Annotated in this window: 24 protein-coding genes and 6 pseudogenes; 9 read left to right on the top strand and 21 right to left on the bottom strand. The window is 68.4% G+C overall.

Annotation, left to right across the window (positions count from 1 at the left end):
• Positions 1-5: 5 nt before the first annotated feature.
• The 3 genes and pseudogenes from TNCT6_RS39370 to TNCT6_RS39360 all read right to left on the bottom strand — a co-directional run.
• Positions 6-1687 (bottom strand): annotated as a pseudogene (locus tag TNCT6_RS39370) (ISAzo13 family transposase); the annotation flags it as partial.
• 52 nt (positions 1688-1739) lie between these two features.
• Positions 1740-2111 (bottom strand): annotated as a pseudogene (locus TNCT6_RS39365) (transposase); the annotation flags it as partial.
• Between the two features lie 172 nt (positions 2112-2283).
• Positions 2284-2625 (bottom strand): YciI family protein, encoded by a 342-nt coding sequence (locus TNCT6_RS39360; protein ID WP_141367886.1) that lies wholly within the window; start codon positions 2623-2625, stop codon positions 2284-2286.
• On the opposite strand from TNCT6_RS39360, the gene TNCT6_RS39355 reads away from it, so the two are divergent.
• Complete coding sequence (locus tag TNCT6_RS39355; RefSeq protein WP_216372892.1) at positions 2604-2981, top strand: transposase; 378 nt, start codon at positions 2604-2606, stop codon at positions 2979-2981. The two genes, TNCT6_RS39360 and TNCT6_RS39355, sit on opposite strands and share 22 nt — an antisense overlap.
• Before the next feature lie 709 nt (positions 2982-3690).
• Here the strand turns inward: TNCT6_RS39355 and TNCT6_RS39350 are convergent.
• The 5 genes and pseudogenes from TNCT6_RS39350 to TNCT6_RS39330 all read right to left on the bottom strand — a co-directional run bounded on the left by TNCT6_RS39350 (position 3691) and on the right by TNCT6_RS39330 (position 6982).
• Entirely contained in the window at positions 3691-3975 is a 285-nt protein-coding gene (locus tag TNCT6_RS39350; RefSeq protein WP_141367885.1) for a putative quinol monooxygenase, read from the bottom strand.
• Positions 3976-4338: 363 nt separating this feature from the next.
• Positions 4339-4548 (bottom strand): hypothetical protein, encoded by a 210-nt coding sequence (locus tag TNCT6_RS41990; RefSeq protein WP_308789499.1) that lies wholly within the window; start codon positions 4546-4548, stop codon positions 4339-4341.
• A 284-nt stretch (positions 4549-4832) separates the two neighbouring features.
• Positions 4833-5552: pseudogene (locus tag TNCT6_RS39340) on the bottom strand (IS6 family transposase).
• Positions 5438-5839, bottom strand: coding sequence for a recombinase family protein (locus TNCT6_RS41590; protein ID WP_253266575.1), 402 nt, complete (start codon positions 5837-5839; stop codon positions 5438-5440). Before TNCT6_RS41590 ends, TNCT6_RS39340 begins: the two are co-directional and overlap by 115 nt.
• 177 nt (positions 5840-6016) lie before the next feature.
• On the bottom strand, positions 6017-6982 hold the full coding sequence (locus TNCT6_RS39330) for a MerR family transcriptional regulator (RefSeq protein ID WP_172633333.1): 966 nt from the start codon (positions 6980-6982) through the stop codon (positions 6017-6019).
• A 205-nt stretch (positions 6983-7187) separates the two neighbouring features.
• On the opposite strand from TNCT6_RS39330, the gene TNCT6_RS39325 reads away from it, so the two are divergent.
• Entirely contained in the window at positions 7188-8828 is a 1641-nt protein-coding gene (locus TNCT6_RS39325; RefSeq protein WP_253266561.1) for a carboxylesterase/lipase family protein, read from the top strand.
• A gap of 88 nt (positions 8829-8916) precedes the next feature.
• Here the strand turns inward: TNCT6_RS39325 and TNCT6_RS39320 are convergent.
• Positions 8917-9664, bottom strand: a pseudogene (locus tag TNCT6_RS39320) (IS6 family transposase).
• Between the two features lie 222 nt (positions 9665-9886).
• Between TNCT6_RS39320 and TNCT6_RS39315 the strand changes: the two are divergent.
• The 3 genes from TNCT6_RS39315 to TNCT6_RS39305 all read left to right on the top strand — a co-directional run bounded on the left by TNCT6_RS39315 (position 9887) and on the right by TNCT6_RS39305 (position 12168).
• Positions 9887-10075 carry a hypothetical protein gene (locus tag TNCT6_RS39315; protein WP_141367883.1) on the top strand — a complete coding sequence of 63 codons (189 nt, stop codon included), beginning with the start codon at positions 9887-9889 and terminating at the stop codon, positions 10073-10075.
• Positions 10076-10503: 428 nt separating this feature from the next.
• Positions 10504-11649, top strand: coding sequence for an exo-alpha-sialidase (locus TNCT6_RS39310; RefSeq protein ID WP_141367882.1), 1146 nt, complete (start codon positions 10504-10506; stop codon positions 11647-11649).
• A gap of 276 nt (positions 11650-11925) precedes the next feature.
• A complete protein-coding gene (locus tag TNCT6_RS39305; RefSeq protein WP_141367881.1) occupies positions 11926-12168 on the top strand; it encodes a hypothetical protein in 243 nt (80 codons plus the stop codon).
• Between the two features lie 731 nt (positions 12169-12899).
• Here TNCT6_RS39305 and TNCT6_RS39295 read toward each other — a convergent pair.
• Together TNCT6_RS39295 and TNCT6_RS39290 are read right to left on the bottom strand one after the other, a co-directional pair.
• Positions 12900-13061, bottom strand: coding sequence for a hypothetical protein (locus TNCT6_RS39295; RefSeq protein ID WP_172633332.1), 162 nt, complete (start codon positions 13059-13061; stop codon positions 12900-12902).
• Positions 13062-13133: 72 nt separating this feature from the next.
• Complete coding sequence (locus tag TNCT6_RS39290) at positions 13134-13811, bottom strand: class I SAM-dependent methyltransferase (protein ID WP_141367966.1); 678 nt, start codon at positions 13809-13811, stop codon at positions 13134-13136.
• A gap of 332 nt (positions 13812-14143) precedes the next feature.
• Here TNCT6_RS39290 and TNCT6_RS40405 point away from each other — a divergent pair, with 332 nt between their 5' ends.
• Together TNCT6_RS40405 and TNCT6_RS39285 are read left to right on the top strand one after the other, a co-directional pair.
• Positions 14144-14296 carry a hypothetical protein gene (locus TNCT6_RS40405; RefSeq protein WP_172633331.1) on the top strand — a complete coding sequence of 51 codons (153 nt, stop codon included), beginning with the start codon at positions 14144-14146 and terminating at the stop codon, positions 14294-14296.
• A 534-nt stretch (positions 14297-14830) separates the two neighbouring features.
• On the top strand, positions 14831-15832 hold the full coding sequence (locus tag TNCT6_RS39285) for a replication-relaxation family protein (protein WP_141367880.1): 1002 nt from the start codon (positions 14831-14833) through the stop codon (positions 15830-15832).
• A 21-nt stretch (positions 15833-15853) separates the two neighbouring features.
• Here the strand turns inward: TNCT6_RS39285 and TNCT6_RS39280 are convergent, their stop codons facing one another.
• A complete protein-coding gene (locus TNCT6_RS39280) occupies positions 15854-16078 on the bottom strand; it encodes a hypothetical protein (protein WP_141367879.1) in 225 nt (74 codons plus the stop codon).
• Positions 16075-16305: a hypothetical protein gene (locus TNCT6_RS39275; protein ID WP_141367878.1), complete on the bottom strand. Its 231-nt coding sequence runs from the start codon at positions 16303-16305 to the stop codon at positions 16075-16077. The genes TNCT6_RS39280 and TNCT6_RS39275 overlap by 4 nt, the downstream gene beginning before the upstream one ends.
• A 198-nt stretch (positions 16306-16503) precedes the next feature.
• On the opposite strand from TNCT6_RS39275, the gene TNCT6_RS39270 reads away from it, so the two are divergent.
• Together TNCT6_RS39270 and TNCT6_RS39260 are read left to right on the top strand one after the other, a co-directional pair.
• Positions 16504-16980, top strand: coding sequence for a DUF4265 domain-containing protein (locus TNCT6_RS39270; protein ID WP_253266560.1), 477 nt, complete (start codon positions 16504-16506; stop codon positions 16978-16980).
• A 579-nt stretch (positions 16981-17559) separates the two neighbouring features.
• Positions 17560-17898 (top strand): DUF6233 domain-containing protein, encoded by a 339-nt coding sequence (locus TNCT6_RS39260; protein ID WP_141367876.1) that lies wholly within the window; start codon positions 17560-17562, stop codon positions 17896-17898.
• On the opposite strand, the gene TNCT6_RS40605 is transcribed toward TNCT6_RS39260, so the two are convergent.
• The 8 genes and pseudogenes from TNCT6_RS40605 to TNCT6_RS39220 form a co-directional block, all read right to left on the bottom strand.
• The gene (locus TNCT6_RS40605) at positions 17887-18513 is read right to left on the bottom strand and encodes a hypothetical protein (RefSeq protein WP_216372891.1); all 627 of its coding nucleotides are present in this window, start codon (positions 18511-18513) and stop codon (positions 17887-17889) included. The genes TNCT6_RS39260 and TNCT6_RS40605 overlap by 12 nt on opposite strands.
• Positions 18510-19415 carry a metallophosphoesterase gene (locus TNCT6_RS39250; RefSeq protein WP_141367875.1) on the bottom strand — a complete coding sequence of 302 codons (906 nt, stop codon included), beginning with the start codon at positions 19413-19415 and terminating at the stop codon, positions 18510-18512. The genes TNCT6_RS40605 and TNCT6_RS39250 overlap by 4 nt, the downstream gene beginning before the upstream one ends.
• 41 nt (positions 19416-19456) lie before the next feature.
• Positions 19457-19978: a cupredoxin family copper-binding protein gene (locus TNCT6_RS39245; protein WP_253266559.1), complete on the bottom strand. Its 522-nt coding sequence runs from the start codon at positions 19976-19978 to the stop codon at positions 19457-19459.
• 136 nt (positions 19979-20114) lie between these two features.
• Positions 20115-21353 (bottom strand): FAD-dependent oxidoreductase, encoded by a 1239-nt coding sequence (locus TNCT6_RS39240; RefSeq protein WP_141367874.1) that lies wholly within the window; start codon positions 21351-21353, stop codon positions 20115-20117.
• Positions 21354-21561: 208 nt separating this feature from the next.
• On the bottom strand, positions 21562-22134 hold the full coding sequence (locus TNCT6_RS39235) for a DUF6529 family protein (RefSeq protein WP_141367873.1): 573 nt from the start codon (positions 22132-22134) through the stop codon (positions 21562-21564).
• The gene (locus TNCT6_RS39230; protein WP_172633330.1) at positions 22134-22691 is read right to left on the bottom strand and encodes a hypothetical protein; all 558 of its coding nucleotides are present in this window, start codon (positions 22689-22691) and stop codon (positions 22134-22136) included. Before TNCT6_RS39230 ends, TNCT6_RS39235 begins: the two co-directional genes overlap by 1 nt.
• 182 nt (positions 22692-22873) lie before the next feature.
• Positions 22874-23122 (bottom strand): annotated as a pseudogene (locus TNCT6_RS39225) (ISKra4 family transposase); the annotation flags it as partial.
• 275 nt (positions 23123-23397) lie between these two features.
• Positions 23398-24902 (bottom strand): annotated as a pseudogene (locus tag TNCT6_RS39220) (ISL3 family transposase).
• Positions 24903-25717: the final 815 nt, after the last annotated feature.

Below are 25717 nucleotides of genomic sequence, written 5' to 3'. Positions count from 1 at the left end.
CCGGGGGCTTGTAATTGAATAACTGTCAGTTTTGATCTGTGGAGCGTCTTTCGATTGGCGTCCCACGGGCCTTCAGCTGCTCCAGGGTGCGGGCGGGCGCTCCGGGCAGTGGCGTGACGGTGATTTTGTGCAGGTCCAGGAGGCGGTGCCCGTCCTGGAACTGATTGGACAGGTTGGTGCGGGTGACGCCCAGCAAGTGGGCCAGGAGCGTACTGGTCGCTGCCCTGCGGCGGCGTAACAACGCGGTCAGCAGCCGGTGGTAGTGGTCCAGGCTGCTGGTCTGCGGGTGGAGATAGCTGCGCGGGCGGTGAAAGCGTCGCTGGAATGCGGCCTCGGCCAAGGCGTCCCAGTACGGCTCTGAGACCGCCGCCAAGTGGTCGAAGTCGGAACGGCCCATGCCCGTCAGGGCCGGGTCGGTGAGCAGTTCGGTCAGGGCCGAGTCGATCCGGCGACGAGTCCGTGGCGCCTCGGAAGGCTTGGGCGGGGCAGGTGCGAGGGTGTAGTTCCAGTCGCCGTGGAACGTGCTCGGCGTGATCGGCAGAGCGTGGAACTCGGCGGGCGTGACGGTCGTGCCGAGGCGATAACTACCGGTGTCGAGTTCGGCGCCGATCGAAAGTCCGGTCGTGGTGGTCGTCGCGGCGATGGTCTCGAGGACGACCTCGTAGCTGGTCAGCGGCCGCCCTCGCCAGTTCGCGGTGATATGGCAGAACATCCGGTGTTCGATTTTGTTCCATTTGGATGTGCCGGGCGGAAAGTGGCAGACCGTGATCTCCAGTCCGCTCTCCAGGGCGAAGGCGGCCAGGTGTTTCTTCCAGGTCCAGCGGCGGGGATCGTTGGAACCGCCGGCGTCGGCGGTAATCAACACTCGGGTGGCGTCCGGGTGGTCGGCCCGTCCGCGGCGCTGCCACCAGCGGCGTATGGATTCCACCGCGAACTCGGCGGTGTCGTGGTCGGTCCCGACATTGACCCAGCCGGTGTTGGTGGCGATGTCGTAGATTCCGTAGGGAATGGCCACCGGTTGGTCGCTGGTGGTGAAGGTGTGGCAGTCGACCCTGATCGGGTCCTTGCCCGGCCGCCAGGTGCGGCCCGGCCGGTCGCGGTTGCCAAGCCATTCCTTGGCTTTGGTATCGACACTGATCACCGGCTGCCCGTCGTCGAGGAAGGCGGTGGCCGTGGCGTTCAGGTGGGCGAACTGGGCATCGCGGTCCGGGTGGCTGGTTCCTTCGGTGGTCTTGACGGTGCCCTGCAGGCTGTAACCTAGGCCGTGCAGCAGGCGCCCGACGGTCGCGGCACTGACCCGATGGCCCTGTGACGTGAGGATCGAGGCGAGGGCACGTAGCGACAGGGTGGTCCATCGCAACGGGGGGACGGGGTCACCCCGGGTGTGCGGCTCGATCAGCGCCTCCAGCGCCGGCAGCAGGCCGGGGTCGGTGACCGTCAACGGCTTGCGGCCGGCTCCCGGAGCCCGAACCCTCCTCGTCGGCACCGGGTCTGCGGCCAGTTCAGTGACGCCGCGCGCGACGGTGGCGGTGCTGGCTCCGGAAGCGGCAGCCACCAGCGTGGTCCCACCATGGCCGATGGCCGTGGCCTCGCTGGCCAGGTAGTACCGACGACGGCGCTCGTCGAGATGCGGCAGGATCCGATCGAACTTTGCCCGTAACTCGGCAACGGGCGGACGCACAGTCATGCTCCACCCTCCCACCAACGCCGCCTGGGCAAGCAGTAATTGAAATACAAGCCCCGGCGGTGCCGGAGTACTGGCGTTGTACACCGGCCGAGGTGGTGCCCTTCTTGATGAACCCGGTGTCGTCCACGATCAGTACCCCGTTGGGGCGGCCGATGCTCTTGGCGACGAAAGCCTGCAGGTCGTCGCGGATGTCGTCAGGGTTCCAGCGGGCGCGGGAGAGCAGGTGCTGCAGGCCGTCCGGGGTGGCGTGGCCGGCGTGCTCGGCCAACTGCCAGCTGTTTTTTCGGGCCACCGGCGCCAGCAGTCCGCGTACGTAGGCTCGCATGCGGCGGCGGGGCTCGACTCGGCTGAAGCGGTGTCCGATGTCGGTGAAGAGGTCGTCCAGGTCGTGGTCCCAGGTCTCGGCTGCCTGTTCGGTTGCGATCACGACGGGAGGCTTCCCGGCCCCGGGACACCGCTTGCCGTCGGGGACACTCCTTCGAGGGGTGCCCGGTCAGGAGCCGCCCCTGACCGGGCGGTGCCCGCTACACTCCCACCGCTCAACAACCGCGCAGGTCAAGACGCGAAGTACTGCTGGAGTACTAGGGCGCGGCGACTCAGCTGGCGGGATCGTACTGGAACGCGCGCACCTCCTGCGCGCATCGGCAGGCAACCGCGATCTTCGCAGCCCATTCCAGTGCCGCCTCGCGGGAGGGCAAATCCAGTACCGCGTAGCCGCCTTCGAGCTGCTTCGTCTGTGGGTACGTGCCCTCGGTCACGGTCCCATCCCCATCGACCATGACAGGCGGAACGCTCTCGTCGATGCCACCGCCGAACACCCACACCCCGGCGTCCTTCGCCTCCTCCACCACCGCGTGCGACGCATCCGAAACTGCCTGCAGATCCTCGTCGGGAAACACCATGGCACCACTCGGGAATGAGATCAGGTACTTCGTCATCGCGTCGACTCCTTCTCCGCACGTCAGGGATCGGACCCATCCTCGCCGACGCGAGCGCGCAGCAGCTCCGATCCGCCTACCACGAGAAGGATCTGACCGAGAGGAGGCGGATCGCCGAGAAGGTCGTCGACACGTTCCACAGCTGCCCGACCCCCGAGATCGCCCAGCTCGGCCGCACACTACGCCAGTGGCGGGACGCGTTCCTGGCATACTTCACGACCAGCCGCGCGAACAACGCCGGCACCGAAGCCCTCAACGGGATCATCGAGCTGCACCGTCGCCTCGCCCACGGGTTCCGCAACCGTCACAACTACCGGCTACGCATGCTCCTCGCCGCTGGCGGACTCACCCCATGACCCCCACCGAATGTCCGAAGAGCCTGTTTCCCTGGCGCGCCGGGCCTCGCCCGGCGCGGAGCGCGGAGGCCCCCGCCGACGCGCAACGACACCTCGAGGGCGCCCGATCCCCCGCCGCACCGACCGCCAGCCACAACCCGCCCCACCCTCCTTTCTTTCTTGTTCTAGGGTCGGCTGCGAGAGGCGCATAGGGGGATGTCAGGCCCCCGACCACGCCGTTTTGGGCCTAGTGACCTGCGGCGCTACGAGACCGGTGAGAAGGCTCGCGCAAGAGATGCCGCAAGAGATACCGCAGGAGATCGCGCAAGAGATGTTGCCGATGATCTTGGGCGGGGTCAGTAGCCCAGGCGGCAGGTGTTCCAGCCCCGGCCGCCACGTATCAGCGCGCCAGACCACTCCAGGTCGGCCAGGTGGTAGGCGACCGACGCGGTGCTGCGCATCCCGACGGCGTGGACGGGAGGGCCGAGTGGACGTTCCCGACCACGTACTGCGCTGCTCCAGCCGTCACGGCGGTCACCCTCAACCCGGATCCCGACGACGACCGTACAGTGGCCGTCGCGCTGGAGGAGGTCACGGCCTGGTGCGCGGTCGCGGGTATGGCGGACCTAGGCCCGCCGCGGCCACGGCGTCGCCGAGCCCGCCGGATCCGATGTGCGCGTGTACGTGATGGCCGTGGATGTCGGGCAGGAGAACTCCTGGCAAAACAGGGTCAGGTGAGCGAGCGCTCCGCAACGTCGTACTCGGCGACGGAGGCTGCGAGCATCGCGGTACTCTGCTCCTCGCTTGGGCCACTGCCACGGAAGCTCGTGACGGCCTCCTGACTCTCCCACCGCTCGAAGACGTTGATCCGCCCCTGGTCGATCAGATCGGCAGTGATCGCGAAGTCGAGGCAGCCCGGTGCGCGGCGCGCCTGCTCCACGATGCCGACGCACCCAGCCAGGTATTGCTCTCGCTGAGCAGGGTCGACAAAGATCTGTCCGGCGACGATCACCATGGCGTCCTCTTCCGAGTCTGGACCAGCATCTGCCAGATCAGACCCCCCGCAGTGTCCAGACTCATCGCTATGCCGCTCCACTCCTTCGCGCTGGGTCGCACGCCGTCGCGGTCGCGCTCGAGGCGCTGCGCACGGCGGGCGGTCACAGCCGTGGACTGGCCGCGCAGCTGGCAGCGCGCCGTGAACGAGGCCCGCCAGCGGTACGAAGCCGAACAGAGTGAGGGTTCTTCCGGCGCGGCATAGTGACAGGCCTGCCGCTGCCTCGGCTGGTGCGCGAGCAGCGAAAGAACCGGGGGCTGCCGCACACGAGCCACCGGCCGGTGTGGCCTGTGCATGGCTGACGCGGCTCCCCGCCGGCCAGGGCTACGGCACGGGGCCGAGGTTGCCCTCCAGAGCGGTGCGGGTGATCAAGGGGCGGTCCCAGCGGGCGAGGATCTCGTTGGCGAGGTCCACAACCGGCAGGGGGTGCAGCCGTGGCGGCGGTTGGGCGACTCGGCTGAGGATCAGGTGCGGTGCACCCGCGCGTGGGTGCAGGGCGGCGCGGTCCGTCAGGTCATCGTCGACCTGGTCCACGTTCTCGCCCGGCCGCGCACCAGCTGGCGCGTCATGCGCACCCCGGCCACCGAGGCCCGGGTGCCGACGCCCGTACACGATCCGAACTGGGTTGCCAGCCGCGCACGGGGAGAGCGCGAGTAGAGGGAAGGTCACCGACTCCCTTACCGGCATTCGATCAGCTAGCGTCAGGACACTAGCGGACCGTACAGCGACTCCTTGACCGGCGGCGCTGTCACGTTGTTGGGTGTGTGAGTGTCTGATGGCGCCGTCGGGGCGTGGTGGGCTTGCGCTTCGGGCCTGGGTCAGGCTGTGGTGGACCGGTCGGCAGCGCCGGTGATCTGGTCCCAGATGGCGAAACGGACAGTCATCTCGGCTCGGTGGTCGGGGGCTGTCATCAGGTGGCGGCGGGGCCGGAAGTGGGGTGAGATGCCGCTGAACGCGGACAGGAACCGCTGGGCTGCACCGACGGAGCGGAAGCCCTTCATCGCGCGTTCGCGCTGGCGGGTGGGCTGGTGGCTGTTCTCGGCCCGGTTGTTGAGGCCCTTGTGTGAGCGGTGCTCGACCGAGGGCATGACCTCGTGGTGGGCGGCGCCGTAGGAACGGAGCTTGTCGGTGACGATCACCCTGGGCACCGCCCGGGTCTTCTGCATCAGGCGGCGGAAGAAGCGTCTGGCGGCGGCCTTGTCCCGGCGGCTCTGCAGGAGGATGTCGAGCACGTTGCCGTCGGCGTCGACGGCCCGCCACAGGTACTTCCGCTCCCCGTTGATCTTCACGAAGACCTCGTCCAAGTGCCACTTGTCCCCGGGCCGGGGCCGACGGCGGCGCAGTCCGTTCGCCTAGGTCTGGCCGAACTTGGCGGACCAGCGGCGGATGGTCTCGTAGGAGACGATGACGCCGCGCTGGAGCATCAACTCCTCGACCTCGCGGAAGCTGAGCGGGAAGCGGAAGTACAGCCACACACAGTGGGAGATGACCTCGACCGGGTACCGGTGCCCCTTGTACGACGGCGACGCGCTCCCCACGGACGATCCCCCTCCACCGTGATCAACTCGAAGATCCTCCCACGCCATTTGCCAACGTGACAGTGCCCGAGGATGTGCTGGGTGCCCCGCACCAGGCGGGACATCTCGGAGATGTGCACGGTGTCGCCCGGCCGGGCGTATGTCAGCAGTTCGCGGAACTTCGGCCGCTGGAGGGGGTAGAGGCGGCTGGAGGTGCCCGGGTCCTCCTCGAAGACGACCGGGGCCTCGATGCCGGCCTCGTCCAGGACGAGGTTCTGCCGGGCGGTCGACTGCTGGTCGGTCGACACCCGTTTATAGACCAGGTTCGCCACCGAGGGCCCCTTCCATACGAAGGATCGGACCCTATCTGTCGCGGAACTGGGCCTGCCGTTCGCGGACGGCGCGGCGACCAGGATGGACGTCTTAGCGCTGACGCTGCTGCCTGCTTGCCCGCCCGCCTTCTCGAACCAGCAGTAGAGATTGCCTCAAGTGTGCCGTTCAGTACCGTTTCCCCCAGCTTCCTGCCCGGAGGTCGAAGGTGCACTGTCGGCTATCGAGATCGACAGTCCGTCAGTTAGCCATCTATGAGCCACCGTCATATTCAGCACGCGCCCGCCGGTGACGGTGCCGACCAGGGCCCAATAGCGTTCCAGGCGGGGGTCGAAGCCGGATGACCTCGACACCAGCCCATGCAGGTCTTCGCGGAAGGCGGGGGTGTCCGACTCCCGCCGGGCTCGTGCGTGGGCGGATACGAAAGCGTTCACCGCATCCCCGGCGCTGGGCGGCAGACCCTGGGCCAAAGCGGCGGCCGTCAGGACGGCAGCATCGTCGATCTCCCCGTAGAAGGCCGGGGCGTCCCTCATCTCTTCGTCGTGGTCCTGGGTCCAGCGGTTGAAACTGGGTGTGGAGACGAGCAGATGAAGCTCGGCGTAGGCCAGGACCGTAGCGGGATCGGGGTCCTGCGGCGGGTCGGGTGACAGCATGGCGATCATGATGTCGAGCCGGCGCTTGGGCATGGCCGCGGACAGCTCGCGATACCAGTGATCGGTGAGAGTGCGATGCGCCTGCGGGAGCCGCTGCACGCGAGAGAGGATCTCCAGACGTCGGAGCCGTTCCTCGCTCGGGCAGTCGTCCAGAGACTTGAGTGTGGCCTGGCGCCACCGCAGTTCGGTTAGTCGTTCCTGCACCATTTCGAGCTCGGTTGCCACCAGTTCGCCGAAGGAGCACTCACCGGTGACCACCTGCGTGATGGTCGCGATCGGAGTGTCCAGCGCCCGTAAGCGTCTGATGAGACGGATCCGCTCCCACGCCTCAGGACCGTAGCGTCGATGACCACCGGCGCTACGGCCGGCCACGGGCAGCAGACCGCTGTCGGAGTAGTAGCGGAGGGTCTTCACCGGGACCCCCGTTCCGGCCGCGAGTTCGCCGATGCTCCACGTGTCTTGCGTCACAGGCTCTTGAACCTCCAGCGCGCGGGAGGTCCTAGCGTACTGAGCACTGACCGCGTCAGTCCGTACCGTTCCCCCACCGCTCAGGCTTAGTACCGGCCTGACCGGCCTCGTGCGGCCTCGTCCGATCCCGTCCGACCAAGAACGGTGGGTACATATGTCCCCGACCATGGCAGCACCGCGTCCATGCCGAAGGAACAGGCTCCGTGTGGTGCTCTTCCCCTTGCTTTGCGCGGTGGCACTACTCGCAGCCACCGCCGTACCGGCGACCGGCGCACAACCCGGTTCCCCGCACTCCGCAAGACAAAGCGATACCATCATACGGACCGACCACGGCCTGATACGCGGCGTGTCACACGGCTCATACACCACCTTCGGCGGCATTCCCTACGCTGCGCCGCCGACCGGACCGCTGCGCTGGCGCGCACCAGTGCCCGCCGCCACGTGGCATGGTGTCCGGGATGCGACGACGGCGGCTCAACGCTGTGTGCAGATGCCGACACCAGGTGCGGACGCAGTCCTCGGGTCGGAGGACTGCCTCTACCTCAACGTCACGATGCCGACGCCAAAGCCGGCCGGGCAGAAGCGGCCCGTGCTGGTGTGGATGCACGGCGGTGCGTTCCTGGGCGGTTCTGGCAGTGACTACAGCACCGAACAACTGGCGGTCAGGGGTGACACGGTCGTCGTCACGGTCAACTACCGGTTGGGTATTTTCGGTTACTTCGGCCACCCCGAGTTGGGCTCCGCCCCACCGTTCGGCCTGGCGGACCAGCAGGCCGCCCTGCGCTGGGTGCGGGCGAACGCGGAGCGCTTCGGCGGTGATCCGGGCAGTGTCACGCTGTTCGGCGAGTCCGCAGGCGCCCTCAGCATCTGTGCACACCTCACCTCGCCGACGGCCGTCGGACTCTTCCAGCGGGCCGTGCTCCAGAGCGGTTCCTGCCTCATGTCCTTCCCACGCGGCGCTCTCGGGCCCGGAATACCGGCGTACGAGCCGTTCGCCTCACAGCGTGATGTCCAGACGGCCGGTGCAGAAGCCGCCCGGCAACTGGGCTGCCCAGCGGGCGGTGGAGGCGAGGTGCTGGCGTGCCTGCGCGGGCAGAGCACGGATCGCCTCGCCACCGCGCAACTGATGCAGTCCTTCAACCGGCCCGCCTTCGGCAATACGCTGCTGCCCGTGGCGCCGGACCAGGCGTTGGCGTCGGGACGCTTCCACCGCGTGCCGATCATTCAGGGCACCAACCACGATGAGATGCGGATGTTCGTCGGCCTGTCGCTCGCCGCGTTCCCGATCCGCACCGAGAACGACTATCGCGCCCGTCTGGTGGACGCCTTCGGGCTTGCAGCCCCAGCCGTCGAGGCGCAGTATCCGGCAGGACACTACCCCACGCCCGCACTGGTCTGGGCCGCGGTGCTGACCGATCGATCCCTCACGTGCACCACACTGGCAGTTGGCCGGGCTATCGCCGCTCATGCCCCCGGCCTCCCCCTCTACGGCTACGAGTTCAGCGATCCGGATGCTCCTGTCCTCACCGGTCTGCCAGCGAACCCGGGCTTCCCCTACGGTGCGGCGCACGGCTTCGAGATGCCGTTCCTGTTCTCCTCCTTCCCCACCGAGCGACCACTGACCGACGCCCAGCGCGCCCTGTCGGACCGGATGGTCGACTACTGGACGAACTTCGCGCATACCGGCAACCCGAACACCCCCGACGCCCCGCTCTGGCCTGTCCTCCGCCCTTCGTCACCTCTCGCGCAGTCGGTGCAGTCGTTGGCTCCCGGACCAGGCGGAATCCACCCCGTCGATGCGTATTCCGCACACCACTGCTCGTTCTGGGACCGCCTGCCTCAGTGAACCTCCGCGCGGGCACTGTCACGTTGGTGAGGGTGGGAGTGTCTGATGGTATGTCGGGGTGTGGGTCGGCCCCGGGTGGCGGTCTGGGTCAGGCCGTTGTGGGCAGGGCGCGGCCGGCGATCTGGTCCCAGATCGTGAATTGGGTGCTCATCTCGGTGCGGTACTCGGTGGCGGTCATCAGGTGGCGGCGGGGTCGGAAGTGGGGTGAGACGCCGCTGAACGCGGACAGGAATCTCTGTGCTCCGCCGGCCGAGCGGAAGCCCTTCATGGCGCGTTCGCGCTGCCGGGTGGGTTGGTGGGAATTCTCGGCCCGGTTGTTCAGGCCCTTGTGGGAGCGGTGCTCCACCGACGGCATCGCCTCGCGGTGGGCGGCGCCGCAGGAGCGGAGCTTGTCGGTGACGATCACTCGTGGCACCGACTGGATGGCCTTCATCAGCTTCCTGAAGAACCGCTTGGCCGCGGCCTTGTCACGGCGGTTCTGCACGAGTACGTCGAGCACGTTGCCGTCGGCGTCCACCGCCCGCCACAGCTACTTCCGCTCACCGTTGATCTTCACGAAGACCTCGTCCAGGTGCCATTTGTCCCCCGGGCGGGGGCGCCGGCGGCGCAGCGCGTTGGTGTAAGCCTGCCCGAACTTCAGGCACCACCGCCGGATGGTCTCGTGGGAGACGACCACGCCGCGCTCCAGCATCAACTCCTCGACCTCGCGGAAGCTGAGCGGGAAGCGGAAGTACGCAGTGCGAGATGATCTCCACCGGGTACCGGTGCCCCTTGTACGACGGCGGCACACTCTCCACAGACGGTCCCCTCGCCTGCCCGATCAACCCCAAGATCATCCCACGTCGTCAGCCAACGTGACAGTGCCCATCGCGTGCATAAAGATCCGCTCCCCCGCGGATACGCGACCACGGTGAGAGCCCGAACCAACTCCCTCCCGGTTTCGGGCCCTCACCCATGCCAGCCACACCCACCTGGCCAGGCATGGACGGAGACTGCTCCGCCTGCTCGCCGCACGAAATTCGGGACGACGGCTCTCACAGCTGGCCAGCTGGTGCCGTGTGCCGACGGGGCATCTGGCACGGGCGTTGCCGTCCTGGGCGGCCGGGCTGGCAGCGCTGACCGGCCATGACAGGGGCAGGCAGGAGGCGAAGGTGTACGTGGTCGCCTTCAGCGCCCCGGTGCTGTCCGCCTTCTCGGACTTGATGACGTGGTCGAAACCGTCGTCCGTGTTCCGCTGGACGATCTGACCGCCAGTGGGTGGTGACGGACTCCTGGCGGCCGAACGGGTCGTAGTTGTAGTTGGCCGTGGCTCCGGACGTGGTCGCCGTGAGCAGTCGGTCGCGGTCGTAGTTGAACGCGGTCGTGATGCCCTGAACCGTCTGGTTGACGACGTTGGCGTTGTCGTCGTGAACGTACGTCTCCGTCCCCGCGCCGTTGCCGGTCTTCACCGCCTTCGCCAGCCGGTCGACCGGGTCGTACATGGAGTCCGTGGTGGACGACAGGTACGCCGTGTGGTCGTCGCAAGAGAGTGGGAACCCGAGCGCGGCGAGCGGTGTACCAGAGATGACGGTGCATCGCGGGCCGGGCATACCGGTCGGATCGGGGGCTTCCCATGAGGTGGCGCGGGCGTAAGGGCAGGTGCAGTTGGGGCATCTTGGCCGCCATCCTTCTGATAATGCTGGCTTCGGTGTCGGCATGCGTCGAGAGGGACACGGACAGGAGCAAGGACGGGGGCGCGCAGGCGGGTGAGCGCACCGCTTCCCCAGAGGCGGCGGTCGTCCCCCGGATTCCGTACGGGACGGACCTGCCCGGCAGCTCGGTCGCCGTCGACTTCGCCAGGGACGCCAGTGGGTTCGCACTGCTCGCCGAGTGTGGGAAGACACGCTGTCGGCAGCGGGTCGCCGTGCTCGACAAGGGTGCCGACGCCTGGCGGCTCGGACGTTCCCCGCTGGCGGACGTGACCGTGGAGCACGGCATCACGGCGACGCTCAGGGTGCTGGGGCCCGGTCGCGCGCTGATCACGGAGGGCGCGTGGCCTGCGACGGACCGGACCTGGTTCACGAGTGACGGGGGACGCCACTGGCGGCCGGGCTCAGCCAGGCCCTCCGGCACGACCGTGGTGCTGCCCGAGGGCGTCACCCTGTTCGAGGACTGCACACGGACGGACCAGGAGGGCAACAACTGTGAGCACGCCCGCATCCTCACGGCCCTGCCCACCACCGGAGAGTTCCGGTCCCTGGCCACTCAGCCCCCGCTCCAGCCCCCCGTGATCCCGGCCGGGCAGACCAAGGACCTGGTCTTCGCCTCCGGTCGTGACCCGCACTCCGGCCGTGTCGCACTCGCCGTCAGCGAGGACGGGGGACTCAGCTGGCGGTTGTCCCGGCCGACGGGAACCGGAGAGTCCGTCTGGGCCCTGCGCGTGACCGGAACCGGAAAGGTGCTCTACGCGGCAGAGCCGGGCCAGCTGCCCGACGAGGACAACGTGAAGAACGGCCTGCTGGCCCTCCACCGCAGCACGGACGGGGGCCGCACCTGGGAACGCGTCTGGGAGCACCGCAAGAACGTGGAACCGCGCTCCCTGCTCGGGACGCCGGTCGCCGCCGTCGACGGCAGCCTGACGATCTACAGTGAGAACGGCATCTGGCGCAGCACTGACGGCGGTCGTTCCTTCGCACGCCTCCGAAACTCCCAAGGGATGTCGGGCTGGGTGACCACGACAGCGCTCGGCTACCTGTGGGGCGACAGCTTCGGCGCGGGAAGCTGGGGCATATCCACCGACGGCGTCCACTGGACCAAGTTCCAACTGGGCAACCGGACCTGAGCAGGGTCGGGGACCGGCACGGTGACTGCCGCTCGATTTCCAGTCCCCACCGCTTCAAACCGGTCGGACAGATTCAGCTTCGGACAAGCGGCGGCATAGGCGACATGGTGCCCGGCGAGATGGGCGACGCCCTCCTGCGCGATAGATTCTGGCGGCCCGGCCCAGAGTTGGGCCGCCAGTTCGCACTGACGCCGGGAACGAGTTCAGAGCCATCATGAGTGCGGCGTTCTGAGAAGCCCGTTCAGCGGTCGGTCGGCATGTGGAGGCTAGGTAGGTATGGCGGAAAAGGTGCAGGACAAGGCGAGCGGAGCAGTGATCGTCGCTGGCGCCTTCGCGGTGGCCCTTGCGGTGTTCATGACCGTGGTCGGACGGGTGGGCAGCTTCCTCTACCTGGTGCTGGCCTGGGCTCTGGTCACCGGGTGGGCCTTGTCCAAGAGGCCGAAGTTGGACAAGATCACGGCATTGGTCGTCCTCGCCGTCATCGGCGGACTGACAGCCGTCGCTGCCGCAGCCGCATAGTCAGCATCTACAAGGAGACGTCGTTGCGCAGAGTGTGCAGGGTGTAGTAGCCGGCCGGGTTCGGCGGAGTGCAGACCGGTGCGGATCAGGAGCGGGTCCTCTCACTGGCCAGCGTCGACGGCGGCCTGGAGGTCGGCCTCAGTCTTCGGCATCCACTGGGGGTTGTCGGAGGAGAGGTAGATCGATGTCACTGTGCGGTCCCGCTTCCCGTGATCCAAGGCCCAGCACGGGCCGTAGCCCAAGCGGCTGATCGCCAAGAGTGCGGAGAGGGACCGACAGTCGGGCGCTCGTCTACTCCGGGCCAGGATCGCGCAGCGGGTTACGGTGCCCGCAGTCCCAGCACCTCACAGTCTCCGGGAGGTTCTCGAATCGCGAGCCGGAGACGCCGAAGGAGCCGTCGATGCGGAAGCCTCCGCAGCCCTGGCACGGCGTGGCCTGGAAAGGCTTGTCACAGCGGAAGCAGTCACCTTCCGCACTGTTCTGGTCGAGGCGGGTAACTCGGGTATCTGCACTGCCACATCGCACGCAGAACGCTGCTTGGGTCTTCATGGTCCTGGTGTACATCAGATTCGCGGGGACGTTCCCCCTGCTCCGATCCGGCGACGTCGGTGGCGGCCACCGGGCGCGTGACACGGAGGCCGCAGGGTCGTTGGGCCGGGTGACTCCATAGAGCCGGGCCCCGGGGATGTCATGGCTGATCCCCCGGGGCCCGTGGTGCGTTCTGCTCGGTGTCAGTTCCCGTCGGCCACGGTGCTGGCAAGCCAGTCGGCGGCTTCGTCGTCGATCATGAGCAGCGCCTGGGTCGGGTGGGCGTCGTCGTCCTGGACGACGTGGACACGGCCGGGATGGGCGCTGCTCTTCGGGGCAGGGCCGGCGGCATCCCGATGCCACACACGTCGGCGGCCCGGATGCGCAACACACGGAGCCGCTTACATGAAAAAGCCCAAGTGACGTGCAGTTTCTCTTTAGAGATCGACTCGCTTTTCTGGGTTGGTAGCCTGACGGCGCGCGAGCATGATCCCCCCGAGCTTGCTCTCGGCTGAGGTGAGAGTTCTGTGCGACTCGACGGCGAAGCCAGCATCGTTGAGCCACGCAATCAGTTGACCGTGCTGCCGCCGATGGACATAGACCTTCATCGGGTGCCCGCCATAGCCCTGGGTCTTCAACTGCGACTCATCACCGACGTGGAAGCTGAGTAGCAGCGGCCCGCCGGGCCGAACCACCCGCTGGAAGTGGGCGAAGACCGAGCTGATCTCGTCGTCAGGGACGTGGATCAGCGAGTACCAGGCGACCAGGCCAGTCATCGAGGCGTCGGCGAGGTCGAGGGCCGTCATGGAGCCGAGAGCGAACCGGACACCGGGGTGATCACGCCGGGCCACCTGGATCATCCCGGGCGACAGGTCGATCCCGAACGCGTCCACGCCCAGTTGCCGCAGGTGAGACGTGATCCTTCCCGTCCCGCATCCCACGTCAGCAACTGGCCCTCCGCCCTGGGCGCGCACCCGGTTGGCGAACAACGCCAAAACTGCGCGCTCCTCGGGCGTTTCATCCAGAAGGTGACGCGTCATGTCTGCATAACTAGCAGCCACGGTGTCGTAAGACGTCCGCGTGTCTTCCAGCCAGCCGTCAGTGTTCGGTCCCATTCCCACGGCCGCAGGCTACCCACCAGCCCAAGCGGGACGCCCTCCCGGCACCGCCGTACTGCTTGACCTCGGCGCATACGCCGCGCGGTATGTCGCGGACGTGTCGCGTGTCTCGCAGACACGCACAGCAGACAGCCCCGGCAACTGGCCGGCCACTGCTCGAAGCCCAGACGGCGAAGAACGCGTGTCCTCCAATGGCCCGCCCTGTCGCCCGAGGCGGCGGCCTCCGCGAGGCCCCCATGCCCCTGCGTCCCCGTGACGGGCGCCGCTTGGCCACGGCCTGCTTGTGGGCGGCAGCGATCGTGACCGCCTCATTCGTTGCGCTGTCGCCCTTGGGGGCACCCGTGGAACTGCTCGTGCCGCTGGCCGTGGTGGCATTCCCCGTGATGGTCTACACGCTGCTCGCGTTCCAGTACGGGCTGTCGGAGGCCACCCGGCTGACACGGAGCATCGGCGGGTTCTTCTCGGCAGGCCCGCCCCTGTAGCCCAGCCCGCCCCGCCACATCCCACAACAGCGAAGCCCCCGACCAGGGGCTGGTCGGGGACTTCGTGCGGTGTGCGCTGCGTCCTGACCCGCTGGCCCTCCCCTCCTCCGCCGCCCACGATGCGCCGGCGGACCCGGCGCTGCGCGGAGGCGGCCGCCGACGCGCAAGGGACGTCAGGCGCGCCCCGATCCCCCGGCGGCATGCCCGCCGTTCCGCCCGCCGTCCCCTGTCACCTGTTCTTCTTCTCTTTCGGGGCGAGCGCGGGGTGTGCAGAGGGGGATGTCGGGCTCCCGACCACGGCCGGGAAGGCGTGGTGACCTGCGGATACGTCGCCCAGGGCGTGGTCGCGCGCAGACAGTTGTCGGAGGGGTTGTCGGCGGGGATGTCGGCCTGGTTGGGGGCGGTGTTGTCGCATCGTGACCGTGGTCGGGTCTTCATGGTCGGTGGTGTGGTCGGGGGTGTCGGCTGGGCTGGCTCGTACGCGCGGCGCTGAATGGGACGGCGCCGCACCGTATGGGAGGAACGGGACGGGTGATGACGGACGTGGACGCGGCCAGTGGCGACCGGATGGCGCTGGCGGTGCTGGCCCAGTACCGGATGGCGACCACCGAGCAGATGCACCTCATCCTCAACCCTCAGGTGCGGATCGAGCAGACCCGGCGTCGGCTGGCCAAGCTGCGCGCGGAGGGGCTGGTTGACCGGATCACCTTGCCCCAGAGGGGTCGGCTGAGGGTGTGGTTTCCCACGCAATACGGCGTGCAGGTCGCCTGCGAGTGGCCTGAGTTGCGGGGACGGCGGCCGTCGAAGACGGTGTCGGACCGGACCGCTGTGCGGCTGCGGGTCGGGCACGCGCTGACGGTGACCGAGACCGGACTGGCCTTCCTCCAGGACGCGCGGCGCCGCGGCGAGTTGTGCCGGCCGCTGGACTGGATCCCCGAGGTCTACCACCCCATCGGGAGCGGCGAGGCGGTCATCCCGGATGCGCTGCTGTACTACCGGCGCGGCCGTGAGGGCGGCGAGGGGGCGATGCTGCGGGCGTTCGTCGAGGTCGACCGGGCCACCATGGGACCCGAACGCCTGGCCGCGAAACTCACCGCCTATGCCCGCCTCTACGACTACGTGCCCGCGCCTGCGCCGGGCAGGCGGCACCGACAGGCCGGCCAGGAACCAGTGCGAGAGGAGTGGAGGCGGCACTACCCGCTCTTCCCGCGGCTGCTGTTCGTCCTGGACGGCACCGGACCCGCCGGCATTGAGACGCGTATCAGGGCTCTGCGCGCGGCCGCCGCGGACCCGGCACTGTCCGGCTTCCTGCGCAACGTCCCCGTGCTGGTGGCGCCGCTGGTCGAGGTACTGCAGGGCTGCCCTGCCGAGCCCGTGTGGCACCCCGTCCAGGACCCCGGCAGCACGGTCAACTGGAGCCACTCCCCAGGTCTGGACACGCCCCATGCAGCCCCTGCCCACCGCGGTGCAGCGGCTGCGCACCACCCCGACCACAGGCCCGACCACAGCTGGTCAGAGCATTGGGCGGCCAGTTAAGCCCAGACCCGGCAGTGCCGGTTAGTGGCCCAGGCGGCAGGTGTTCCAGCCCCGGCCGTCGCGTATCAGCGCGCCCGACCGCTCCAGGTTGGCCAGGTGATAGGCGACCGACGCCGTGCTACGCATCCCGACGGCGTGGGCGAGCTGCCGCACCAACGGTCCCTCGCCCTTGTCTTCGATCCACTGCCGGATGCAGCGGAGGATCTCCTCTTCCCGCTGGGTCAGGTGCTCTGGGCGCCGGTTCACCGCCGCCCCTGGCAGGTACGGACCTGGTCGCGCAGCTCGGCCCGCGCGGCCGGCATACGGCCCGGCCCGGTCCAGTACGGGTGCCACCACAGCCGGATGGACAGCCACTGCAGCCGGCGGCGCAGCACGGTGGACCGAGTCGGGTCCGGCGCGGCGAGCGCCTCGTAGGTGCGGTGCCATTCCGCCTGGAGCTGCATCAGGTCCGGGGGGAAGGTCGTGTGCTCCATACCCGCCATTAGGCCAGATGTTCGATTTCCCGGCCAAGTCCTGACGGGTTGCTTCACCCCTCCTGGTTGTCCTGTGTCATCGAACATTGATCGTTGCCACCGAAGATTGATCATTGGCCCTTTCGTGACAGCACAGTTTGATCACCCAGCTCAGACCCAGTGCGAGATGCTGTGAGTGGCCCGCGCATGATTGTGGCCATGGAGAACGCCGCCGAGATGATCAAGGTGTGGTTTCGGTTCGTCCCGCGTGAGGGCTGGCTCCCGCAGGACACGGAGGGCCTGTGGGCGACGAAGCTCAGTGCCGACATGGCCAGAGTTCAGAACGCCCCGTTCCTCCAGGACGGCGTGGCCGAGGGCGACGTCGTTCGCTTCCAGACCGACTCCGATGGGTTGCACTGGGCCGTCGGGCGGGTCAGTTCCGCCGGTAACTGCACGATTCGCGTTGTGCCCATCCCTAGCGGCCCCCTGGGGCGCAGCCCACACGCAGTGCATCAGCGCCTTTCAGCGTTCGACCTCGGCGGCGAAGTCTTCAGCGAGGCATTTCCCATGGTGGCCTTCACTGCGCCGGCTGGCGCGGACTTCGTCGGGATCAAGGCACTCCTGAATCAAGGGCAGGAGGAGGGCTGGTGGCACTACGAAGTCGGCTGCGGCACCGACGAGTGGTGGAACGCCTGACTCAGGTTGAGCAGCGTGAGGGCTGCTGGGGCCGTGCGACCGCGCGCGTAGGCGGATCCCCATCTCGTGTCGTTTGATCTGAAGTCTTCCGGCGTGGCGGGGTTGTTGTCAGACCTGAGTGCGAGCGTGTGGGCACGGGGGCTCGTCTGGAGCCTTTCGGATCGTTGTTGGAGGGGGCATGGTGACAGCACAGGGTGACGGCTGGGCCGGTATGGGCTGGGACTGGAAGGACTATGACGACATCCGCCGGCGCCTCGACCAGGGGGCCGACCCAGAGGCATGGAGCGGGGGGCGGCCCCTGCACCGTGCGGCGGTGTTCGGCTCTCCGGAGGTTGTGGCGGAGCTGGCCCGGCGGGTTGCGGACGTGGACGCGCTGGAGAACGGAGTGACGGCGCTGTGGGAGGCAGTCGTGTCCAGGAAACCGGACAACGCACGGGGCCCGCCAGCCAGGCGAGCCCCCGGACAGATGCACGGGTCAGTGGACGGGGCGCCAGTGCTCCAGCGCATCGTCCAGCGCAGGCGCCTCGGGGTCATCCCATCGTTCTGCCGGTGAGCAGCCTAGCTCCTAGAATCGAACATATGAACGATCTGCCGCCCGATTTGCCTCGCCTCCGAACCCTGGAGACTTGGCTCGCCCTGTCGCTGGACCGGGTACGGCAGCAGATCGCGGCGGCGGAACGCCGTGAGCAGGAGCGACAGCGGGGCGAGCAGGGTCGGCCGCCCATGCCCGACTGGATCCTCGAAGGCGGTCTCAACCGCGGCTCGCCCCCCGTCGCCGTGCACGTCGGGGGCTGCCACATGGCTGGCAAACGTTGGAAAGGCGTCTCCCGGGACGTCGCCCTTCGGGCGCTCACCGAGGGCATCGACGCGTGCGGGCACTGCCGGCCCGATGCGGCGCTCGGCTACCTAGACGGCTGAGCCTGGCCGCGCGCCGGGCGGTCCAGCACGACGGAGCCTCGCTGAGCGAAGCGCCCATGACGGGCCCAGGCCCGTCGGTGGGGGGATTCTCAATGTCCGGTGTCTCGGTGTCCATGACCGACGAACCGTACGCGGTGGGTGTTCTGGCGCGGCCGATCGGGGCGCCCGCCCAAAGTGCCGGCGGAACCACGGATCGGTCCCGGCCGCGTTGCGGTGCGGCTGGGTGCGGCGGTGTCGCCGGACCTCGGATGCTTGCCAGGCCGCGACGATCAGCAGGGTGAGCGTCTCGGCAATGAGGCTGAGCAGGGCCTGCGGGGCGGGCTGTAGGCCGTGTTCGGAGAATCCGAACAATCCAATGGTGCGGGATGTGGCGAACCCGGCGAGCGCGCCGATGGCGATCGCGGCGGCAGCGATTCGGAGTAGCAGGGGTGCCGCCAACAGGAGGAGTGCGGCCACCGCGAAGGCGGCGCTGGCCTGCAGCAGGAACAACGGGCCGATGACGTGGATGAAGCGGTATCCGTCGATGTAGAGCTGGGCGTGGATGTATCCACTTGCCGCGAGCGTGGCGGCAAGCACCACGCGCAGTGCAAGGGCGGGCAGGCGCCGGGTGTTCATGCGAGTTTCTCGTCCTTGACGGCCAGTGCGTGGCTGCCCTGTCGGTAGTTGACGGTGCGGATGCCGAGTGCGTCCTTGAGGCGTCCGGCGGGCAACACCTGTGGAGTGGGGGCAGGGCCGTGGCCGGGTTTGGGAAACGGGTAGCAGGTGGGGGCGGCCGAGTGGAAGGTGATGTTGCCCTCGGTCTTGGTGAACAGCTGGTGGACGTGCCCGTTGAGGCACGTGACTGAGGAGAAGCGGCGCAACATCGACAGCACCTGCACCGCGTCGTTGGTGCCCCAGCCCCACTTCGGATACATCGCGAACAAAGGAATGTGACTGAAGATGACGATGGGGGTGTCCGACGACAGGCCGGCGATGTCCTTGCGCACGAAGTCGATCTGATCCTTGCCCAAGTGGCCGAGTTGCTCCAGGTGCAGAGTGTTGACCAGCGCGATGAAGTGCACACCGTGGGTGTCGAAGCTGTACCAGCCGTCACCGAGGGTGTTTTTGCCGAAGGCCTGTCGGTAAGCGCGTCCGTTGTCTCCGATCGAGTCGTGCTCGCCCGGCACGGTGAAAATCCGGTCCGTGCGCAACTGCGACAGCATCTGCTTGACCTGGTCGAACTGGGCGGGGGTGGAAAGGTGCGTCATGTCGCCGCTGTGCATGACGAAGTCGGGTCGGAATCCGAGGGAGTTGACCTGGCTGAGCGCTGCGGCGAACGTGCCGGCGACGTCCATGTTGGCCGGTCCCTGGAAGCCGATATGGCTGTCGGAGACCTGCACGAACCGCAGGTCCGCGCTGCCTGCCGGGGCCGCGTTCGACGAACCGGAGAGATGGCTGATCACCTCTCCTCCAGTGACTGTCAGGACCACGACGCCACCGAACCAGGCGGCGTGCCACGCCAGCTGACGGCGGGTCATGCCGTTCTCGCCGCCGCTGTTGGAGTCGTGTGTGTGCTCGGTCATGGGGTCACCTCCACGGTGGCGGTCATGAACGGGTGGATGGTGCAGTAGTAGGCGTAGGTGCCGGGTTTGGTGAACGTGTAGCTGTAGGTGGCGTTGGTGGTCAGGCCTCCCGACTTCAGCGGCCCGCCCGATCCTTTCTTGCTGGTGACGGTGTGAGTGTCTTGGTCGGTGTTGGTCCAGGTCACCTTCGTGCCCGCTTTGACCGTCAATTTGGCCGGTGAGAACGCGAAGTTCTTGATCGTCACCGCGTTGGCGGCCGTCGCAGCGGACGGCTGGCCGCTCGTAGGTGAGGTCGAGGGCGTGATTGGTGGCGGGGTGACCGTACCGCCCGTTCCGGAGGCGCCGGGCGTTCCCGGCAGGGTCTGCCCGGGTCCGGGACTCAGCGAGCCGGCCGGTTTGGGGTGCGACGATCCGCCGCACGCGCTGAGCAGTCCCAGTGCTCCGGCAACGGCGACAGCGGTCAGGTACGCCGTACGCGACCGCCGGGCCGGCGGAGAGGAGATCGCATTCATGGTCATCGCCCTACCTTTCGGATGTGGGTTTGAACTGGTCATTCGTAAGATCGGTGGAGCCCAGGGGCTCTGGGACCCGGCGTCCAGGACCCGCCCCGAGCACCGCACCCCAGGCCCCTGAATCCCACCAGCCGAAGCCGGGTCAGCCGGTGACGAGCTGGTCGAGAGGCGTGTCCGGGTCGGCGAGCGCGCCGCGGTCGACCTGGGTGCCGGAGCGGACCAGCTGCTGGATGGCCTCGTTGACATCCCAGACGTTGACGTTCATCCCAGCCAGCACGCGGCCGTCGGCCAGCCAGAACGCAATGAACTCCCGGCGCCCCAAGTCGCCTCGTACGACCACGTCGTCGTACGCGCCGGGTTCGGTGTAGCCCGCGTACTCCATGCCGAGGTCGTACTGGTCGGTGAAGAAGTACGGCACCCGGTCGTAGGACGCGCGCTCGCCCAGCATCGACCGCGCGGCCACCGCGGGCTGGTGGAGGGCGTTGGCCCAGTGCTCCACGCGGATGTGCTTGCCCAGCATCGGGTGGAAGGCACGGGCCACATCCCCGGCCGCGCAGATGTCCGGGTCCGAGGTGCGCAGTGCCGCGTCGACGACGACGCCCTTGTTCACCTGGAGCCCGGCATCAGCAGCCAAGGCGGTGTTGGGGACGGCGCCGATGCCGACCACGACCGCGTCGGCGTCGATCAGGGAGTCGTCCGCGAGCCGCACCCCGGCGGCCTTTCCGTCGCCACTGTTCACAATCTCGGTGACCTGTGCGGTAAGCCGCAGGTCCACACCGTGCTCTCGGTGCAGGTCGGCGAAGACGGGCGCGATCTGCGGGCCGAGCAGCCGCAGCAACGGGAGCTCGCCCGGTTCGAGGATGGTCGCCTGGACGCCCGCCTCGCGGGCAGCGGCGGCCACCTCAAGGCCGATCCAGCCCCCGCCGACGAACACCATGCGGGAGGAGTGCTGGAAGGTGTGCTTGATGCGTTCGCAGTCTTCGACGCGGCGCAGGTAGAGCACACCGTCCAGGTCGGCGCCGGGAACGTCAAGGCGGCGTGGGGAGGCGCCGGTGGCCAGCAGCAGTTTGTCGTAGCCGATCGTCTCACCACCGGAGGCGGTGACAGCGTGCTCTGCGCGGTCGATCGTGGTGACTGTGGTGTCCAGTCGCAGATCGATCTCATGGTCGGTGTACCACTGCGAAGGGTGCACGAAGAGCGCCTCGCGGTCCTGCTTGCCCATCAGGTACCCCTTGGACAGCGGCGGCCGCTCGTACGGCGGCTCCGGCTCGTCCCCGAAGAGCACGATACGGCCGTCGAAGCCGCGCTCGCGCAGCGCTTCGGCGGCCTTGGCCCCGGCCAGACTCGCCCCGACGATCACGAAAGTGGGTCTTGCCATCATCTCGGTCCTACCTCTCCGTGTGGTCGCCACCCCGGTCGTGCAGGCCGGCTGCGAGTTTCGCGGCCGGCTCGTCCCAGCTGCCACGGTGACGCCCGCGGCCGTGCAGGCGGCCAATGCGGCCGGGAGAGGCGATGGCACGGAACAACGCGATGTCCGATCTGCAACAGGGCTGCCATGCAGGCCATGGCGGGCCTCGGTGACAGCACGGTCAGAAGCCGGGAGCGGAGCCGGCGAAGAACCACAAGGCGGCCGTGTACCACATCACTGCGATGGCGGTGACCAGGGCACCGCCGGCGGCCGGAAGCGCCCAACCGGGCAGTCGGCGGCTGTGTACCACCAGAACCTTGGCGACGAACGCGCCGTACAGGACGCAGCCCGTGATGGAGTGCACCGCCACTCGGCTGCTCGTGAACTCAACTCCGTAGGCGGTGATGCAGTGGTAGGCGATAGGCAGCGAGAGCAGAAAGGCAAGGAGGCCGATGAGCCGGTGTGTGGGGTGCACCCGGTGCGGCGCGGCCCCCGCTCCCGGGAGGCGCCGGTACATCCACAGCCCGAGCAGCAGTTGAACGACCGCAAGTGCCATCAGAGCGCTACCCAAACGCGCCTTGAGATCGTTGACGCCGACGCCGTGCCGCCCGAACAGGCCGCTGGTGTAGTCGGGTGTGTGCGTGCGGCCGAACGCAAACAGCCCGACCGCCACCGCGACCGGCAGCAAAGCAGCCAAAAAGCCCGCCACCGTTCGTGCGGGACGCCGCATCCGCGCGCCCGTGGGCCCGGTCATCAGTCCCCAGCCAATCGGGTTGGACCTTGCTGCCGGATGCGTTTACGACGTACCACTGTGGCGCCGGACGCGCTGGATTCCTTGCCGTTGGTGTCACCGGCCGTCGTGTCACCCGCGAAGCAGTGCAGCGGGTGCCCGGTGTAGGTCACTTGAGCGATGCCGTTGGAGCGTTTCGAGGCGCTGATCAGGTTGCTCCTGGCAAACAGGGCCGCCTTGGGCGTGCCGGAGGTCAGCGGCGGCGGCCAGGCAAACGCGCATGCTCCGCCACCGGTCGGCGTAGGCGACTTGGCGGGCTCGGGGAGGTAGAGCGTCCGCGTCCGCCCCTTGGCGTCATCCAGGATGGGGCCGAGCTCGCTGGAGTGCACCGTGGCCGTGCCAGTGGCGGCTGCCGCGCTGCCAGGTGCGGCCGAGCCGATGTATACGGGGATGCCCGCTGACAGCGCTCCAGATGTGGGCCTGGCGCAGGCGGACGAGATCGTCCGGCTGGGACAGCCGCTTGCAGCATCAAGCGGTACGGCGGAAACCGTCGGCACCATCGCCGCGGCCATTCCTTTCATGAGCGCTCCATGGTGTCGGACGGCGCATCCAGGCAGCCGCGGGAAACGACCCCCAGCGGACCTCTTCTCCCAGTTGGGCCCGGTTGCTCGGGTCCTGTCCATTCCAACTGGTCCGCCTGGGCAACGCTGCTCCATTGGTGAGGTCCCCGTTGGGTGTAGCTCTTCTGCAGTGAGCGCGCTGATCAGGCTGTGAGGGTGCATCTGTCCTGGTGGACGCGTTGGTGTTCGAGGGCGAGGTGGTAGCGGAAGTAGGCGTCGAAGTCGCCGTTGCTCTCCACGGCGCGGAGCTTGAGGACCGTTCCGGCACCGGCCAGGCCCCAGCGGGCGCCGGAGATGTCGAGACGGTCGGCGATCAGATGCCGACACGCGCCTTCGATCACTCCAGTCGCGATCGGCCAGCCGGCCGCGAGCGCGCGGTCGTAGCCGAGGAACTCGCTGGGCGGACAGATGCGCCGCGGTGGCGGCGGCACGGCGGGCCCGCTGGCGCTCAATGAGGCTGCGGATCATGCGCGCTCTTCATCGGCTTCGGCGCGGAGCTGCACGGCGCGGGCGCGTACGTGGCCCAGCAGGTGAAGGTACCTGCGGAAGCGTGGGCGGACTACGACTGGCAGAGCAAGGTGATCCAGCGGCACCGGGGCGAGATCCGGGCGGGGGAGTGTCATGAATCAGGCTCTGGCCCGTAGTCGGTGGTGACGCCGAGTAGGGGTCAGGGCAGAAGGATGCGGTGGCGGAGGAGGTCGAATCCGGGGCGTCCGTGCATCTGCCTCGTGATCCTCTTGGTGCGGGTGTTGACGCCTTCGGTGCGGCCATTGTGGTAGGGCAAGGTGAGGCCGGCGTTCACGGCGGACCGGTCGATTTCGGGACCGTTGGTGAAGCTTCGCGGGTGAGGCAGGTCGATGGGCCGGGCGGTCGTGATCCACTCGGTGAGTTTCACGTCGTTGCCCTCGGCCGGTTTCAGCAGGGCGGCGAAGCCGCGTACGAGATCGGCGAGTGCGGTATCTCCGGGCAGGCCGCGGCGATCTTCTCCAGCAGGGTCGTTTCCTTCGGGCGCAGGTTTTCGGGGTCGGTGAGCAGGAGGCGGCTGGCGTGACGTGGGGTGGTGACGGGGCGGTCGCCTTCGGCGCGGCCCTGGTTGAGGTAGCGGACCAGCAGGTTGGCGCTGCCGGTGTAGCCCAACTCCCGGATCTCTTCGAGGAGGTGGGTTACCGGGACCGCGGGATCCTCGGCACGGCGCCGACGCAGGTGCTCGCGGTAGGGGTCGACGAGGGTGGGCCGGTAGGCGGGGGCGATGCGCAGGGCCGGGGGTTCGGGCATGCGGGCGTAGCGTTTGACGGTGTTCAGGGCGAGGTTGAGGCGGCGGGAGCAGTCGAGCAGGCCGACGCCCTGGCCGAGGAGATCGTGGATTTTGTTCCAGCGTTCGAGTGTGGTCTGCTCGCGTACTCCGCCGGGGCGGGGCGGGTTGATGGTGGCCCAGCATCCGGCGTGGGCGCGGACCTCGAGCTGGACTTTGTCGCAGAGATTTCGCCAGAGGTGCCATCGGTCGCTGACCTGCACCGCGTCGGGCAGGGCTCGGCGGACGGCCTCGGCATAGGTGGCCGAGCCGTCCCGGCACACGACCTGGACACCAGGATGTTCGCGCAGCCAGGACTCCAGGGTGGCCGCCTCGCGGTCGGGCAGGACCGCGACGCGCCGGCCGGTCTCGGCATCCGTGATGATCGTGGCGTAGCGGTGGCGGCGGCGCAGGGCGAAATCGTCCACGCCGATCACCCGCGGGATGGCCTGCTGCGGCAGCGGCAGGCGCCGCAGATGGCGCAGCCCGGTACTCCGGGAAACGGGCACGGCCAGCAGGCCGGCCAGGCGTGCGGCCGCCCGGCCGCATAACTCCCGCGCCACCTGGGATATCTGCCCCACAAGACGCACCGTGCGGCGCTGATGGCGCTCCAGCAGTCCGGGAACCTGCTCGCGGAAGGTCTGCCGCCAGCAGCCCAGGGCCGGACAGGCCAGCCGCCGTACGCGCAGGTGGACGACGACCTGGCGGCCGTCGACCGGCACGTCCCTCACCGTTCGGCGGTGATAACCGTGCACCTTCGCCGTCGGCGTCCCGCACACCGGACACGGCACCGCCACGTCCCGGGTCCGGGCCGAGACCACCACCGCGTCGCCGCCGTCCGCCACGTCCTCGACGACCAACGCCGAAAGCCCCGAAAACACCGTCCCCATAAGGGAGTTGATATCCATCACAAGATCATGACCGAGGGTGGCTACTCGGCGTCACCACCGACTACGGGCCAGAGCCTAATTCCTGATAGACCCAGCCCTCCGACGACCCCGCCGTGCCCGTCCCGGTGCACGTGGTCCTGCCGGACGGCCGCTGGGGTTGTCGGTGCAGCGCCCGCGCATGAGCGAGTACCGCTACCGTGACTGTTAGTCAGTCTGACGGAAACGTCGGCTCGGGAACGGCGTCGCAACGGGTCGACCCGGCTGTGAGGGGTGCTATGGCAGGGGTATCGGGGGCTGCGCGGTTCGCGTTGTGGGCGGCGGCAGTTGTGGCGGGCGTGGTTTCGCTCGGGCTGATCGGTGTTGCCGTGATGGTGGACCTGGATACTGCCGATCGCGTCGCGAGCGTTGCTGGGGCGGTGGTCGCCCTGGTGGGCCTCTTCGTGGCGGTCGTTGCACTTACCCAACCGTCAAGTGGTCGCGGAATGCGTCGGGTACGGACTGGGCGAGGCGGTGTGGCGGCCGGGGGCGACATGGGTGGCAACGCAATCGGTGATCGTTCCAAGGTCACCAGTCCCCGCCGGGCGCCTGGATCCGCAATGCGACGGCGGGGCGCAGACGATGTCATTGCGGGTCGGGGTGGGGTCGCCTCGGGCGGCGACATGCGTGACAACGCGATCGGCGACGACAGTGAGCGCGGGTGACCCCTTTGTGGCGGCGCAAAAAGCACTCCCGTACCGATCAGGAAGTCGAGCCGAAGAGCAGGACCGCCCTCAGCGAGGGGACTGCCGCTGCCCCAGGTGCGGTAA

The organism is Streptomyces sp. 6-11-2, from assembly GCF_006540305.1.
Taxonomy (GTDB): Bacteria; Actinomycetota; Actinomycetes; order Streptomycetales; family Streptomycetaceae; genus Streptomyces.
This window is presented reverse-complemented; position numbering and strand designations above follow the sequence as displayed.